The sequence below is a fragment of the Paenibacillus sp. sgz302191 genome, assembly GCF_057749925.1.
In genome coordinates, this window is the sequence record NZ_JBYLHY010000047.1 from 14,313 (window position 1) to 29,802 (window position 15,490).

Sequence of the window (15,490 nt, forward strand, 5' to 3'; positions counted from 1 at the left end):
AGCTCCTTAATCAACGAGCTTGAATGCTCTGTAATAGTTATCGTCTTTGATTTCCGAAAACAGGATCAGCTCCTGCCCGTCATACTTACCTGGAAAAAACATGACCACCGGCACACGGTCAATCGCTTGATGCAAGTTATTTAATACCTTATGTGACCGAAGCAGCGGGTAGCATTTCCCAATCCCAGTCAAAAATACAACGGCATCCTTAGGAGTCCGCTCTTGAATACAGTGAACTATCAGACTAGCATCATCATTTATCTGGAGAAGATTTCCTACTGACTTTATGATACGTTCAAGCCCCTTTTTCTTTTCGAACATAAAGCACTGTTCCATAAAGCCTTCCTGCTCCAGAATATCAATCACAATATCGTAAAGATCAAAAACCGCCAGTTCAAAACCATCCGTTGATTTTGAATTTTTAGCCTTCATGTACTCGATTCGTTCCCTGACTATTAGTTCTTTCTCAGCTGGGTAATCGAATACATAGTAACCAACCTCATTACCAAGACCTTTATTCTGACGAAAACTTGGCATTCGGATCATACGCTCTGCAATGTCTAATCTTTCTTCCAAGCTAGCCATTCCTATCTCACCCCTGTCAGGGCATGAATCATTAATTCCATGCCATTGTCCTTCAGACATTGTTCTAGCATCTTATCTAGTATTGGCTTCAATATCTTTCTACTTTCGGATGAGCGATCCGTTAAACCAGCTTCCATTAGTAGTGTCTTATAACACGTGCCCAATCTTTTTAGCGTGTAATCAGTCCATTTCGCGACTTTCTCACTCTGAAGCTGTTTATCTTTAAAGAAAATTCGGACATCGCTATCAGCCAGTTCATCGCTTCCGATAATCAGCTTTTCCCGATAAACTTCATAGATAAAATCAAAGAACAGGCTGTCTGTCTTCATAATTGCAATAAGCGCAATGATCTTCTGCGTGGATACATCACTTTGTTCAATCAGCGGGTAAAATGATTGATCTAAGCTTTTCACACGTCTGGACACAGTATTAAATATCTGAATGGCTCTTTCCTGCGTTGGAGCCGCAAAAATATTTTCCTCTAAACTTAAAGCCTTGATTTCGTTCAGCGTATTTCCTTTATTGATTAAGCTAATGACCTTGCGAAACTCAGAAAACCAAAAGGAAAGCTTAACCATTCCTGCGCTGTATTCTCCCTTTTTCATAGCAGCTCTTCGCCCGATGCCACAAGTATGGTCGTTCCATTTTCTAGACTTTTAGCAATCTCTACGATGTCACCAATATCGCAGGATAATACGCGGCAGATTTTCACAAGAACTTCCATCGAAACGAATTCATTGTTTGATAGCTTAGTCAAGGTGTTAGGACTGATACCAGTCATTTTCCGTAGTTCTGTCCTCTTCATTCCTTTATCGATTAACAGCTTAAACAGTTTGTTGTAACATACGTCCATAAATAAACACCCCTATTAAGCATGTAAGATTCTACATGTAACAGGATATCACATTTTATAAGTTCTTAGTAGTTATGTATAAGAAGTTGCGATTTTTTCTTACGTTAAATCAACACTTATAATTTAGCTACTTACTGACACCTGTTGACAACGTATACTCTATAGCTTCACGTACTCATTCCCATGCAAAAAATACAACCCCACCTCTTTAACCTTCAAACCGAATGCTCGGTCTAATTCTTCCTTATAAGCCGCAACCTGCGGCCGGTAGAAATCAACAAATGCCTGCTGCTGTCCATCTTCATAGACATCGGTCTTAAAGTCGATGACGACCCAGCCATCCTCTTCTTCAAATAGAAAATCAATAACGCCTTTCAGGAAGAGTGTTTTTGCTGTGGCTCCTTCTATTGTTATGTCAGTACGAATGGTTCGTAAGGGTAACTCATGAATTTTGCGCTTTGCTCTCAATGCCCGTTTCCAAAGCGGATGATTCATAACATCTTCCAGCATTGCCTTTACATCCGGAATAAGCGACTCTTCCATGCCCTCTTCTTCAGCGATGAATTGGATTTGGAGTTCCGACTGTCCAGGTGTTGCACTAGATCCTAGTAATTCAATGCATCGATGTACTGTGCTGCCGAACGCCATCCCCCTGCCCTTTAGAGGCCTAGGTGGTTGCGTAGTTCCCGATTTCGCTAGTTCCGTCACTGAAGCTGTCCGGTATGTCGGCTCAGCCAACTTGCTGCGCCATTCTCGAATTTCAGCTTCATCCACTTTTTGATCATGCACGACATCGTAGAGCGAGGGGATCACCGGCGCAATAGTAGCATCGAACAACTCCATCCCTTCATGAAGACCGCTTTCAAAGCTACTCCATGGGTCAATCGCGGGGCGATCCGGATATCGACTGATGATCATGAGTTGCTTCGCGCGAGTAGCGGCAACATATAGCAATCGTTCTTTCTCAGCCTTCATATACAATCGTTCTCTCTCGGCGAGCTCTATCCAGCCAGAGGGATGTGCTATAACTTCTTCCTGATATCCCTTTCGTCGTATGATACTAAAGTAACCACGTGCTGGAATGCCAGAACGATCTATGTGTTCGGAAGCGTCGTGATCAGATTCTCCACACGGACAGGCCAAGAATACCACAGGCGCTTCAAGTCCTTTTGCTTTATGGAGGTTCATAATACGGACGGCATTCTGCTGACCTGCGAATAAATCCCCGCACTCAAGCCTCGCTTCTTCCACCATCTTGAGCAAATAAGAACATAGCTCAGGCCAACATGTTACGGCCATGCTATCCTTTTGCAGCACATGCAGGAGCTTTATCAGTGTTCCAGCGCGTGCCCGACCAGTTGACCTAACTGCCGCAAACGGAATCAGCCCGAGATCCTCTACGATATGAATGAGTGCTGACAGTGCCGGAAACTGCCGAATGATGTGCGCATATTCCGCAATCTTCTCCAACGCCATGTATACAGGCAATGACTGTTCGGATACCCCCTCCCGATTCGGTAAGTATGTATATGAGATCGGAAATCCTTGCATTTTGTAATGAAACAGCGCGTTGTCGCTGATGGCAAATAACATTCCCTTCAGTACAGCAAGTAGGGAAATCCGATCGCCTTGGTCATTCAGGCAGTTTGTAAGTAAAGAAAGAGCGCCTATTTCCTCATACATCGCTGAGCTCCCGGAAGTAATTGATGGAACTCCGTATTGTTCAAGCTTTTCAGCATAGAGATGCAAAAATTCCCTACGTTTCAAGAGCACAAGAAAATCACCTGGAGTTGCATCCCTCAAGATAATACCACCATCATATCCTGACTGCTTCTCCTGAATTTTCAGCTGTCCGCTGCAGGCCCAAGCAATGGAGCGAGCAACCCGGTCCGCGTCTGCTTCCACAATAGCAACCTTGCCTCCTGACATTTTCGTATGGGTGATCGTATAGACACCGTTCAATACACTAACACTCGAATTACCCGTTCTGGTCTCCATCGTTACAAATGCTGCCTGATGTTCCGTTTCAGCATTCGGAAATCTCTCAATAAATTCATCATTCACAAACTGACCGATAGCATGAACCGAGCGAAAATTAGCACTTAACTGAAGTACTTCCCCACATGACCTGATCTTGTTCTTAACCCAGTTATAAGTGGAAATATCCGCGCGGCGGAATCGATAAATGGACTGCTTGGGGTCTCCTACGACGAACAGCGATCCTAGTTTCGGAGTGATCCGCCTCCAATCCGATTCATTCGAATCATCCCCTGTAAGCAGAAACATGAGCTCTGCCTGAATAGGATCCGTATCCTGGAACTCATCTACGAACAAGCGGGCATACCTTCCGGCAAAAAATCGCCGCACTTCAGCATGCTCCCTGAGCAGTGCAGTCGCTTTCATCAGTAAATCCTGAAAGTCTAGCAGTCCAAGCGCCCTGCGCCTACGTACACCGTACTCAACGGCTGGCCGAACGAAATCCACTAGCTGCGGATAAAGATGTTCACGCCAAGCACGAAGAAATGGAACCAGAACGCGACTTTGCCATTCTTGGAACATGACCTTGAACTCTTTAGCCTTCGCGCTATCCGTCCACCTATTTAGTGTTGCATCGATGTTCCGTTCGAATAACTGGGCAAGCTGAAGCACACGCATATCATCATGCAACCCGTGCATGGCAACCATCCGTCTTCCGTCACGGATGAGCGACTGCAACGCATCCCAACCACGTTCCGGTTTAACCGTTGGAATAAAGTTGCTCGCTTCATCCATCATTGGCGGCAGCGATAATCGGATCAAATCAAAATCTGGTCGAGGGGAGGGAACCGTATCAATCTGAACATCCGTGTAGTCGCATACTCTATGATAGACTTGTCGCAGATCCTCAACATTTACTTGAAGCTTTCCCAGCCCAGCTATTGTCTCTTCCTGCCCGTTGTCAATCAAGTTTATTAGGTATTCGTCCCAGCATTGATCACGCAGCCTTGCCGCTTCTTCCTCTTCAAGTTCACGGAATGTGGGATCAAGCTTAGCTTCAATCGGCCTTTCCCTAAGCAATCTGCCGCAAAAGGAATGGATCGTGCCCATAAAACTCCGATCAATCTCTTTAAGTGCCTGCCGTAGCAAACTGCTTTGAGGTTCCGCCGCGTTACGAATCCTTAGTTCCAACTCTAGTCGAAACCTACTTTTCAGCTCGTCCGCTGCTTTCCGCGTGAATGTAATTGCTGCAATTTGTTCTACAGTCACTCTACCCGATTCGAGTAAAGCGATCATTCTGCCGACGAGCGATGTCGTCTTTCCTGATCCAGCTCCCGCTTCCACCAAAAATGTCTGGTCGAGGATTCTTGCAATACTCTCTCTTGCCGTCCGATCGTCATGCAAAGCGCTCAACCTCCTTCAAATGTTGAAGAAGCACGGTGTTTTCAGCTAAATCCCATTTTTCCTTCGTTCGCTCCGATTCGTTTCCACACACCACTCGGTACTCACAGTATGTACACCGCTTAGGTTCTTTTGTCGCCGGAAACGATCCAGACTCCATTGAAGCAAGTAGATGCCTGACCAACTCAGATAGCTCAGCTCTCCGGTTTTGAATTCGAGTCACCTCTTCCCCTTTCCCTCGCTCTGTTGGAAAATAATAAGATGACTCTACCACTCGCGCCTCGGTGTCGATTCCCATACGCTGCAGCCACTGTTCAGCCGCAACGGCATAGAGCGCATGTTGGAGCTGAGTGCCTTGCGAAAAATACTCATCCTCGTCATACTTCGCCGGACTACCTGTCTTATAATCATAAATCTTGTACATGTGTGGCCCGATTACATCCACTCTGTCCACGAACCCCTTCATTCTTATCACAATACCATTGTCTAACATGACATCCATCGGTTCTCCGTCGATCGTCAGTTCGAGTTCAAAAAAACATGGTCGCCCTTTACGCTTCTGCTCCATTTGATAGAAGATTACAACATCACGTCGGATAGACTCGCATTCCTTTGAAAAGATATGAGGGCTTGGCGGCGGCACCATTGCTTCATACTCGTTTATTGTCTGCTCAGTAATTCCCAAGAGTTTTTGTTTGTTATGTATAAGGGTATCGCTTATTGCTGATTCTTGGGAAATCTCTTTGAGGTAAAGGTAAAAGATGCGGTGAAGCAAACTTCCCCTACCTGCGGCATCCAACCAGCGGGTCCTGTCGAATATGGCAGTATCTTTCTCCTGGACCTTCAGCACCGAGGAGAAGAAAAACCTCTTTGGACATTCCCCGTATCTTTCGAGCTGTGTTACACTAAGGTACATCTCCGGGTTGTTCAGATATCGGACTGCGAAGACATCCGTCTGCAGCATCCCCTCATATTCGGACAAGAGCGCCGCTCCAATTCTCGCTTCTGCTCGATCCAAATCAGCCGCAAAATGAAAAGCTTGTTGCAATGCATGAAGCCCATTCTTCACTATTTCCCCAACAGTTAACCGATCAAGCCAGCGATCTGTCCCATCTAAAAGATGCTCTCCTTCCGAGTTGTTCGCCATATAGCCTGTCGGTTTTCCAAGAAAATACTCAAGTCCTGTCAAATCCATATGGGGACTGCCTGTTACGATCCTTGCGGCCTGCAAAAGCTCGAAAGCTGGAATCGTTTCCTTCTGTTCTGCCGGATCATAACTTGTGAAGCTTAGCGTAACTGTTCCTGTCAGCATCCCCAGTCGCGCGGCGCGTTCAATAACAGCATGCTCAGCCAGATGAGTGGATATCGGCATACCACCCAAACAGCGACGTTCCTCATCCAACAAGACGGGATCTTGCCGTGTTTGTACGGACCACGCTTCATTGCTCATTCCCAATATGTATGTCTGAACCCTGCCAGATTCACCACCATCCTGAAGCGATGAAATAAACAGCTTCCCATGTACCGGGCCCTCACAAAGGATTCGAATATCCGCAATCAAGTCGTTAACATAACGCACGGCACTTTCGTTGGTAAACGCCCGAGGAGAGATTGATTCCAGCTGATTCACTTGATCATTGATTTCAGCGATAACCATCATGTCTGCCTCACCGGATGGAATAGTGCACTTTTCGAGAAAATCAAGCAATGCGCGTATAACGGTAAACGGTGTCCACGTATCCTGACTTGAATCCGGAAATGTTTGGAACAATCCTTTAAATACCCGTTCTAATTGTCGAATCGCTTCGACATGATTTCCCGTTTCCTCAGTAGTAGCTGCAGCTTCAAGCATTGAAAAACGATGCCTTCCCCAACCAATCCCACTTTGCTCCAAAGTACGAATAAGTTCAGCCGTTGTCACGGAATCGCCAAAGTGACGAAATGATATATAACCATGTCGGAGAGCCTTCAGCAAACATTCAACGTCATAGTTGGATTCCAACCATTCGAGATACACCATCGCAGCCTTCCCAGCCTTCGTACAGGAGACAGGCAACCCTTTTGAAAATGTGCAGGGAATGCCTAGTGCTTGGCTTAACGTATAAATAGCTGTACTATAGGCTTCATAATTAGAAACAATGATCTCCGTTTGATCGAAAGGAATTTTCTGTCGGCAGACTCGACGGAAAGTTTCCCGAACCTCTGCAAATATTCCCGTTGCTCGGTAAAAATGAACATTAAGATTATTTGAGTTTTCGAGGGATGCTGGGAAAAAGGCTCGCTGCTTCAAGTTGACAAGCCCACTTCCGGCAATTCGACTCAACATTTTTAACTCCACCGGATAGAGCCGCTCAACATCCCGTATGATGAAGAGCTCGTTATGGGTTTCATCAACGTTATCCGATAAGAATCCAAGCAGTCCAGTGAAATCAGTGTAACAGTTCTGCTCCAACCACTGTTCATACAAAGTGAGCAGTTCAATTATATAAAGCCCTTTATTAAGGTTATCAAAAAGAGAAACGGAAAGCTCCGATGCGCGGATGTCCGCAAACCGGAGTTCTTCTAATGCGTTATGAAAGCTATGTACAATACCTGGTGTCACCATTTCGCTTGGTATGTAATTATCGAGCCGATTAGCCAGATCAATCATAAGATTTTGCACGATCCAAAACGTCTGGCTGCTATTCAACAGTCGGATTCCCTTTCTCTTCAGCTCCAATCTTGTCCGTTTAACAACAAGTGATCTTACAGTTTCCGTTTCTACTCCAAGCAATGGGCCGTAATCTCTTGTTATTGTAGACAGCCATTGTTCAGCTTGATTAAAACGGTTGGCTAAGAGAATTTTCTTCCGAAAAGGATCGTTATTACAGATTTCATACAAATCCGAAAGCCAGTTATGGTTCATTAGGCCCACTCCTTCCCTCTCTTGTATATTTCGGGAAAACACTCCCGGTTCCTTCTTAGCCAGCTTTGTATGTGGTTGTGCTCTTGATTAATTTGCAAATTTCCTTATGTACCGATTATTGATTGAAGAATTTTTTCTCGACCATTTGCTTAAGTCAATCATTTCAAGAATGCCTAGACATGTAATAAGGGTAACTTCTTGTTTGAGCGCAATATATTCATACCGCCAGTACGCTTGATGAATATAAATTGCAGGTCGGCCCTGCCATTCCAGAAAACATATCTTATTATCAGCTTCCTTGCGAAGGAGTTCTTGGAGCCCATAGTATTCTAGATCTTGAGGACGCACTCTCTCGCAATAACGTTCGAAAGCATGCTTGGTTAAGATGATCTTCATTTTCTAGCTCCTCCTCGTGTTTTTTTATGATTTCATTATGCACATCTAAAACGACAAGTGGTTGTCTCGAATGTTTGTTCGTTTGTGTTTTGTAATAATAAAAAAGCATGAAATCAACAAAATGATCTCATGCCCTCGGATGAAATTTTATGAAGTGTATTTGTAACCCTCTACGAGTTTTTCTATACTTTTTAACCTTCCATTGCCTAATTTCCCATAGTATTCAGTATGTAAACTCACTGCTCTTAGTGCAATTTCAAGTTGACTTGAACCATAATCTTCACCTATGTTCTGTAAATAATATTTTGTGGCGCTGGTGTTAATGGTCCGAGTATATCTTTCACCATTCATCATCGAACAAAAAGCTCCAATATAGTCGCTCGCGCTTCCTTGATGCATTCCCATCTGGCTATATAATTGATTGGTAGCTGTTGTCTTGTCAATTTGATTGTGATAAACCTTTTTAGCGTAAAGATAACATGCCTCGATCATATCCCCCGTAATTTTCACGAGCATCTCTCCTATTTTTAGTGAAAAATAAAGTATTAAGACTACGCTGTATTATTGAGCTGACGTTCCCCGTAGTGTAACATATGATAAATTTTAGTTTTCTACATATAACCTCATAAATTCATCTGCAAATTTTCTTACAAAATCTCGGTCAAGTGCAGTAGCTAAAGTTTCATCATTATTTCTAGCATTTTTACTCCAATTATATGAACCATGCATTACAAATTCAAAGTCAATTATACAAAATTTATCATGAAGTCTATTTGATAAATACTTTCCTTTTAATGGAACCTTTAAAACCTCAAAATTACCTTCTAATTGTCCCATTAAGTGTTTATTTGATTCCTCATCTGAAGTAATGATTCGTACATTTACACCTGCTTTTTTTCTTAATAATAACTCTTGAAATATCTCATTATCAGTAAACCATGCCACAGCAATCCATACCGTATATTTAGCATTTCGAATACCTTGAATTATTATCTCTTTTATTTCATCAAAGAAAACATCATGTTCGATATCTTCTTCATTATCAAGATCTACAGGTTTTGGCTTTATATTTAACCCCTCAAAATCATATTCATCTGTTTCTATATATACTATTGATGCCAATCCTTCTAATTCACTCTTTAACTGTCTTGCTACTTTTAACATTGGCACAGGCACCCTTAAGTCTACGTACTCCCAGCGCTGCCACGTTTTACGCGTGAAACTGTTTGTTTTATGAAATGTGACTATGGAGTTTCTCAAAATTCCGAGTAATTCATCCTTATTTTTATACTCATCATATTTTACTGTTTCTATCATTGTTTTCAAAAATTGCTGTTCGTTCATCGCACCCTCCCTCTTATTGCCATATTTTATTTAACGCAGTTTATTGAACATAACTTTGTCACCTTTATAACAGCTAGTAGTCTAGTACTTTATTTTCAACGGACACCTGTTATTTAGAATACATTGCTAGCCACTCGACCATCTGACTCTTTAAGGCTTCACGTACCGACTTAGGCTCTAAAATTTCTGCCGCGGGGCCATACTGCAATATCCATCGAATAAACTCTTTCTCGTTATTCACAGTCACTTCAAAAATCAAACTACCATCCTTCTGATCTTTCATTCGCGGATGGACAAATAACTCTTCTTCTTTAATATATCGGGCAACCTCTGCATTAAATCGCACTTTGAAGGTAATATTCTTATCGCCTTGTTCAATCGACCAAGTGTTTTTCAAATGCTTCTTTATGTTGAAATCTCCTTTATCGAATGAATGGCTTGTAAGATCAACATTCAGAAATCGACTTATCCGGAACGTTCGTATTTCCTGTTTCAGATGACAGTAACCGATTAAATAAAATCGCCGATCTCGTGGAACTAGATAGTATGGGTCGATTTTACGTTCAGTAGTTTCATTACGATATTGAGTATGATAGACCGCGTCAATCGTCTTTTGCTCTAAAATTGCTTGTATGATTGGTTGCAGGAAATTCGGGCTTTCCTTTCGGTATGCTGGTGTTCCCATTTGAATAATACTTGTGATATCTCCAATAATATTGTTTTGTTGAGATTTTTCTTTGTGATGCGTTGACATGACTTTATCATATGCTGTCTCGAAACCCGGCGGCAGCTTATCGAGATCTATCACGGATGGTAACAATGAAAAAACTAGTGCTTCCTGCTCAGTAAAATTGAGTGGATACAAGAAAAACTTACCCATAAACCGGTATCCCGTCCCCCTACCTTCATTGGTGACGGGTGCGATAAGGGTAAGAATATCAATGTCCCTATAAATCGTTCGGATATTAACATCGCATTTAAGAGCAAGGTCAGCCGCGGATATCCCAGGATTTGCTTGAATGGCATTAATTATGTTAAAGATACGGATGACTTTATCGATCATCATATCCCCCTCACTTCCGTAATAGAGTATATGAGGTTAATAATTCGACAAAATCCATCTTTTTCCTTCCATTAGTTTCCACTAGTTTTTCGTTGATTATCGAAGCCTTCATACTTGGGTTGAAACTTTAGATGTAAAAACGCTTCAATGAAATTCAACATAAATATCCCCAATGAAGCAGCCATGATTATATCTACTCTTCTTGTGTTTTGTTTTATCCATTCACCAACCGTGTCAATTGAAATATGTAAATGAGAAAAATCGCAATCGTTTAATATGGACTTCGCCAAATTACTCTGTGAACCCATTGGCTTGTAGTGCTGGCTTCTAAATCTCGCATCACTACTAGGCCCAGCTTTGCCTACTTTGAGAAACTGCCCCTGGTAAATAAATGTGTATATACCCATTTTCCCTGTCGGAAGTCCGGCAGGCTTATGCGGTATCCCTCTATCAACGAGTTCAAGTTGGCTATTTTCAATCGTGACTCCTGCCAATCGAATTGTTTCAATCATTTTCGCTTTCAGCTCATCTAAATTCAATATCTCTGCCCTCCGTTAGGCTGTCGCTGTTTCTATTAAACATTTTTATTCTGTAATTAATCCTAATTTCTTTAAGCGAGATTGAATCCCTCCTATTTTTCTCTTATGAATTTCGGCAATCTGTTCGACTTTCATACCCATATTGAATTCTTGAATGAGTTGATTATCTTCAAAGGAGTCCCATCTATTATAGCTGTTCGCTAGTTGGGCATCATCGCTTCTGAATGAGTTGTCCTGTTTATGTTTTGTGATCTCAGGTACAGTCTTTGTCTCATGAGCTGATCTGCTCATATTTTCAGAATCATCAGTTTCCACGACCGCTTTTTTTAATTTGGTGTACTTTGTCATTTGCTTATGCCTCTCGATAAAACCTGCAAAGGAGTTCGGAGATTTCGTTAAGCGAAAGGGTGGAATGGTCAGCTTAAGATCGTGTTGCAGTATGATGCTTGTTGCTTCTTTCCAGTCTAACGAAAGTGCTTCCCTTATTTTCCGATATTCACTCCAGGATAGTTGTTTATCGCTTACGTACTGTAGAAAATTCTCGATTTTAAATTTGTCGATCTCCGCAAAAATGTAATCATTGAGACTCAGGGAACTCTCGATGATCAGGTAACCAAACCCGTACTTCAAACAAAACTCCTGCAGGGCTATCCATTTCATGATATTACGATAAAACCCCATATGATTATGGCTTTTAATCTCAACCACTACGCAGCGACCGTCTTGAAGCAAGACAAAAAAATCGGGGTAATATATATGATCCTTATCTGTCACTGTGTACGGAATTTCTAAAGGTTGCTGCACATACTTTGCTACAACGTCTAATTGCTCCAGATACATACAGAATCGATATTCTAATTGAGATTCGTACTCTAATTCAAACTTGTTCTTTTCGCTGTAAAAGCTTCCGGAATCCCCTTCACCCTCATGGTTTACTTGCCGTTTAGGGTGTATGCGTAACCACTCATCATCATTAATTATCTTCGTGTGAGTAGGCCAAGCTACATTTGCAAAGAGACGATTGAATATTCGTTGTTGCTGTTTATCATATCTTTGCATATCCTTAAAGTTACTCCGAATAGCTTTGATTAATCGCAACGACGATTTCCGTTTTTCCTCTGCTTGATCTTTTGAATAGCAAAGTTGTGTAATTAGATGAGTTATTCTGTAAGCTGGTATATCAGAGAGACGTATGACTATTGTTGCTATGTTACATTCATCGGAGGAATCTCCTGGCTTCACCCATGCTCTAAAAAAACTAAGTATGGTCATACAAGGGTGGTCTTTGTTCTTTAAGCGCAATTGCTGATTTCCAGAAGCTTTCATTCGTCGTACGACTTTCTCCTCTATTTGACGGACTCGCTCCCTTGAAAGATTAAAAATATCACCTGTCTCTTGTAACGTGCGCCACTTCTTATCAAAAATCCCAAAACGATAGGCAATCATAGTGAATTCTCGGTCGGTTCTAGTGACCGCAAGTAAGGCTTTTTCCAACTGTTCATACAACATCTCTGATATGGTATCTATTTCTTCATTTGGCACAATAGAAATCCCCTTCTGCTGCAACTCATGGTTTTCGCGTTTATACATTGACGTCTTGAAACCATACTAAGAATGATACGAATCAATGCAGGTCTCAAGCAACATTATTTAAACATATTTTCAGTATACTTGATGAAACATGCAACTGTCCGACAGCGAACGAAAGTTCCCCACAAAGAAATAACCTGAATGCCCTAGTTTTCTGTAGGTTCACTCAGGTTATTAGAATTTTTAATATAACATTTCGATACATTAATAACGAGTTATTTTCAATTTGATAAACTGAATTATTTCATCTTTATCCCTTTCGTTAAGTTCACGAAAGTTTGATAATAGATTTAGTTCTTGGGATTCAATCGATAGATTAAAAATACTCTTAAACTCCTTATTATCATCACCGAAAATTAGCCAGTCAGTATCTATTTTAAAACATTCTTTCATAGCTATAATTGTATCAAGTGAAGGTTTATACTTATCTTGCTCCAACTCACTTAATGTACCTTGAGATACACCAACTATATTAGCAAACTCAACTTGACTGAGTTTGTTTGTTTTTCTGACTGTACGAATACGTTCCCCAATCGTTGAAATCATCATATGCCCCCTAAATACAGAAAAGTCCCGATTTTAATCCATCGGGACTTTTCTAGTTGAGTATAGTGCTGTTATTTCAGCAAGCTCTTTATTTACTCAGTACACAACTTAATGCCGAGTAGAACACAACTTTATAGCTCAGCACACAACTTTAATACCAAAGGTACACAACTTTTTATTGAGTACACAACTTTAATACATTTCAGGACACAACTTTAATACCGAACTCCATTTCACCAAAACCACACAAGCCTCTTACTCCACCGTCACGCTTTTCGCCAAGTTGCGTGGTTTGTCAACATCGTTGCCGCGGGAGAGCGATGCGTAGTATGACAGCAATTGCAGCGGCACAACTGCCAGGGCCGGTGCGAGCAAATCCAAAGTCTTAGGAATCACGAACGTGCTGTCGACTGATTTTTGCAGTTCTTCCTCGCCTTCCACGGCGATGCCTAGCACGTTCGCTCCGCGAGCTTTGACCTCTTTAATGTTGCTCACGGTTTTCTCAAGCAGCTCGTGCTGGGTGGCAAGCGCGATTACCGGAACGCCTTCTTCGATCAGCGCCAGCGTGCCGTGTTTAAGTTCGCCTGCAGCGTAAGCTTCCGAGTGAATGTAAGAAATTTCCTTCAATTTCAATGAACCTTCCTGGGCAACGGCATAATCCAATCCTCTTCCGATGAAGAAAAGATTATCGTGCTTCGCCATATCTTCGGCAACGGCTTTCAGCGCCTCGGATTGCCCCAAAATGGCTTCCACTTGCTCAGGCAGTTCCTTCATGGCCGCGATCAATTGTTTGATTTCATCAGCCGTTTGGGTGCCCAAAGTTTGAGCCAGATGCATGCCGAACAAATAAAATGCGATCAACTGCGACGTATACGCCTTCGTGGATGCTACCGCAATCTCGGGCCCCGCCCAAGTCACGATAACGTCGTCCGCTTCGCGGGCAACTGAGCTGCCTACAACGTTGGTGATGGCAAGCACGTGTGCTCCGCAGCGTTTGGCTTCACGAAGGGCGGCAAGCGTATCCGCCGTTTCGCCGGATTGGCTGACAACGATCACTAGCGTATCTTTCGTAATGATCGGAGAGCGGTAACGATACTCTGAAGCGACATCCGTTTCAACCGGAATGCGCGCCAGCTTCTCGATCACGTATTTGCCGACCATCCCTGCATGATACGCCGTTCCGCAGGCAACAATATGAACGCGGCTAATATTGCGAATTTCTTCAGCGGTTATCGTCAATTCCTTCAAAGCGACTTGCGAGTTATCCGATGCAATCCGGCTTCCCATAGTGTCACGGTACGCTTTAGGCTGCTCGTGGATTTCTTTCAGCATGAAGTGATCAAATCCGGCTTTTTCCGCAGTAATAATGTCCCAATCGACATGAAACATTTCTCGGGAAATAAAATTCCCCTCCAACGTCATTAATTCGACACCATCACGCGTTAAAAGCGCCATTTCGCCATCATTCAAAATAAACACATTGCGCGTATATTCCAAAATAGCCGGGATATCCGAACCGATAAAGTTTTCTCCTTCGCCAATTCCAATGATCAAAGGACTGGCTTGTCGAACAGCTACCAGCCGATCCGGTTCATACTCAGTAAGAACGCCCAGTGCAAAAGCGCCGGTTATCCGTTTGACCGCCTTTTGCACCGCTTTGAGGATGTCGCCTTCGTACAAATCGGCGATCAAATGGGAAATAACCTCCGTATCGGTTTCCGAAACGAACACATGGCCTTTGGCGATCAACTCTTCCTTCAAGCTGAGGTAGTTCTCAATAATGCCGTTGTGCACAACGGAAAATTTCAAAGAATTGTCCGTATGCGGGTGAGAATTAATGTCGGACGGCTTGCCGTGCGTTGCCCAACGCGTATGCCCGATTCCTACGCTTCCGTTCAAAGGAGCTTCCTCCAGTTTCGACTCGAGGTTCGCAATGCGCCCCTTTGCTTTCTGAATCTGAAGACCGCTTGTCGTATAAACAGCCACTCCTGCCGAATCATAGCCGCGGTACTCAAGCTTCTTGAGACCTTCCAACAAAATTTCCTGAGAGTTACGCTTTCCGATATATCCAACAATTCCGCACATAGTGTGTTAAACCTCCATAGTTTAATAAGCCCTTCATCAAGGACTTTTTTTCAAAGAACGACGTTTTTTGCCCATACCAAAAAAATCTATACAATCATCGAATAAGTTCAATTCAACTTTTATGGTGATGTTGGAATCTTGTCAGCCTGGTCGCCCAAGCGTTTTTGCCTTCCAACTTTACGGTACTCAACAATACCGGAAGGTCC

General features: G+C 42.7%; 13 protein-coding genes. All 13 read right to left on the minus strand.

Annotated elements, in window-relative coordinates; translation table 11 throughout:
• Window positions 1-6: 6 nt before the first annotated feature.
• Window positions 7-585, minus strand: a complete 579-nt coding sequence (locus AC3G2T_RS36050) for a DUF1788 domain-containing protein (protein ID WP_488438467.1) — start codon at window positions 583-585, stop codon at window positions 7-9.
• Window positions 586-587: 2 nt separating this feature from the next.
• The gene (locus AC3G2T_RS36055) at window positions 588-1,190 is read right to left on the minus strand and encodes a DUF1819 family protein (RefSeq protein ID WP_488438468.1); all 603 of its coding nucleotides are present in this window, start codon (window positions 1,188-1,190) and stop codon (window positions 588-590) included.
• Window positions 1,187-1,438: a helix-turn-helix domain-containing protein gene (locus AC3G2T_RS36060; RefSeq protein WP_488438469.1), complete on the minus strand. Its 252-nt coding sequence runs from the start codon at window positions 1,436-1,438 to the stop codon at window positions 1,187-1,189. The genes AC3G2T_RS36055 and AC3G2T_RS36060 overlap by 4 nt, the downstream gene beginning before the upstream one ends.
• A 159-nt stretch (window positions 1,439-1,597) precedes the next feature.
• Window positions 1,598-4,819, minus strand: coding sequence for a UvrD-helicase domain-containing protein (locus AC3G2T_RS36065; RefSeq protein WP_488438470.1), 3,222 nt, complete (start codon window positions 4,817-4,819; stop codon window positions 1,598-1,600).
• Entirely contained in the window at window positions 4,812-7,721 is a 2,910-nt protein-coding gene (locus AC3G2T_RS36070; RefSeq protein ID WP_488438471.1) for a PD-(D/E)XK nuclease family protein, read from the minus strand. Before AC3G2T_RS36070 ends, AC3G2T_RS36065 begins: the two co-directional genes overlap by 8 nt.
• An 87-nt stretch (window positions 7,722-7,808) precedes the next feature.
• Window positions 7,809-8,117: a hypothetical protein gene (locus AC3G2T_RS36075; protein WP_488438472.1), complete on the minus strand. Its 309-nt coding sequence runs from the start codon at window positions 8,115-8,117 to the stop codon at window positions 7,809-7,811.
• 147 nt (window positions 8,118-8,264) lie between these two features.
• A complete protein-coding gene (locus tag AC3G2T_RS36080; protein ID WP_488438473.1) occupies window positions 8,265-8,627 on the minus strand; it encodes a hypothetical protein in 363 nt (120 codons plus the stop codon).
• A 93-nt stretch (window positions 8,628-8,720) separates the two neighbouring features.
• Window positions 8,721-9,461 carry a phospholipase D-like domain-containing protein gene (locus tag AC3G2T_RS36085; protein WP_488438474.1) on the minus strand — a complete coding sequence of 247 codons (741 nt, stop codon included), beginning with the start codon at window positions 9,459-9,461 and terminating at the stop codon, window positions 8,721-8,723.
• Window positions 9,462-9,570: 109 nt separating this feature from the next.
• Window positions 9,571-10,524: a helix-turn-helix transcriptional regulator gene (locus AC3G2T_RS36090; RefSeq protein WP_488438485.1), complete on the minus strand. Its 954-nt coding sequence runs from the start codon at window positions 10,522-10,524 to the stop codon at window positions 9,571-9,573.
• 71 nt (window positions 10,525-10,595) lie between these two features.
• Window positions 10,596-11,063, minus strand: coding sequence for a hypothetical protein (locus AC3G2T_RS36095; protein ID WP_488438475.1), 468 nt, complete (start codon window positions 11,061-11,063; stop codon window positions 10,596-10,598).
• 45 nt (window positions 11,064-11,108) lie between these two features.
• Window positions 11,109-12,605: a Tn7 transposase TnsA N-terminal domain-containing protein gene (locus tag AC3G2T_RS36100; RefSeq protein WP_488438476.1), complete on the minus strand. Its 1,497-nt coding sequence runs from the start codon at window positions 12,603-12,605 to the stop codon at window positions 11,109-11,111.
• A 252-nt stretch (window positions 12,606-12,857) separates the two neighbouring features.
• Entirely contained in the window at window positions 12,858-13,202 is a 345-nt protein-coding gene (locus AC3G2T_RS36105) for a helix-turn-helix domain-containing protein (RefSeq protein ID WP_488438477.1), read from the minus strand.
• A gap of 252 nt (window positions 13,203-13,454) precedes the next feature.
• On the minus strand, window positions 13,455-15,284 hold the full coding sequence (gene glmS / locus AC3G2T_RS36110; RefSeq protein WP_488438478.1) for a glutamine--fructose-6-phosphate transaminase (isomerizing): 1,830 nt from the start codon (window positions 15,282-15,284) through the stop codon (window positions 13,455-13,457).
• Window positions 15,285-15,490 lie beyond the last annotated feature (206 nt).

Coding starts and splice junctions, on each gene's coding strand:
- AC3G2T_RS36075 (WP_488438472.1), bottom strand. CDS start 8,117: ATGAAGATCATCTTAACCAAGCATGCTTTCGAACGTTATTGCGAGAGA.
- AC3G2T_RS36070 (WP_488438471.1), bottom strand. CDS start 7,721: ATGAACCATAACTGGCTTTCGGATTTGTATGAAATCTGTAATAACGAT.
- glmS (WP_488438478.1), bottom strand. CDS start 15,284: ATGTGCGGAATTGTTGGATATATCGGAAAGCGTAACTCTCAGGAAATT.
- AC3G2T_RS36055 (WP_488438468.1), bottom strand. CDS start 1,190: ATGAAAAAGGGAGAATACAGCGCAGGAATGGTTAAGCTTTCCTTTTGG.
- AC3G2T_RS36105 (WP_488438477.1), bottom strand. CDS start 13,202: ATGATGATTTCAACGATTGGGGAACGTATTCGTACAGTCAGAAAAACA.
- AC3G2T_RS36060 (WP_488438469.1), bottom strand. CDS start 1,438: ATGGACGTATGTTACAACAAACTGTTTAAGCTGTTAATCGATAAAGGA.
- AC3G2T_RS36050 (WP_488438467.1), bottom strand. CDS start 585: ATGGCTAGCTTGGAAGAAAGATTAGACATTGCAGAGCGTATGATCCGA.
- AC3G2T_RS36085 (WP_488438474.1), bottom strand. CDS start 9,461: ATGAACGAACAGCAATTTTTGAAAACAATGATAGAAACAGTAAAATAT.
- AC3G2T_RS36090 (WP_488438485.1), bottom strand. CDS start 10,524: ATGATCGATAAAGTCATCCGTATCTTTAACATAATTAATGCCATTCAA.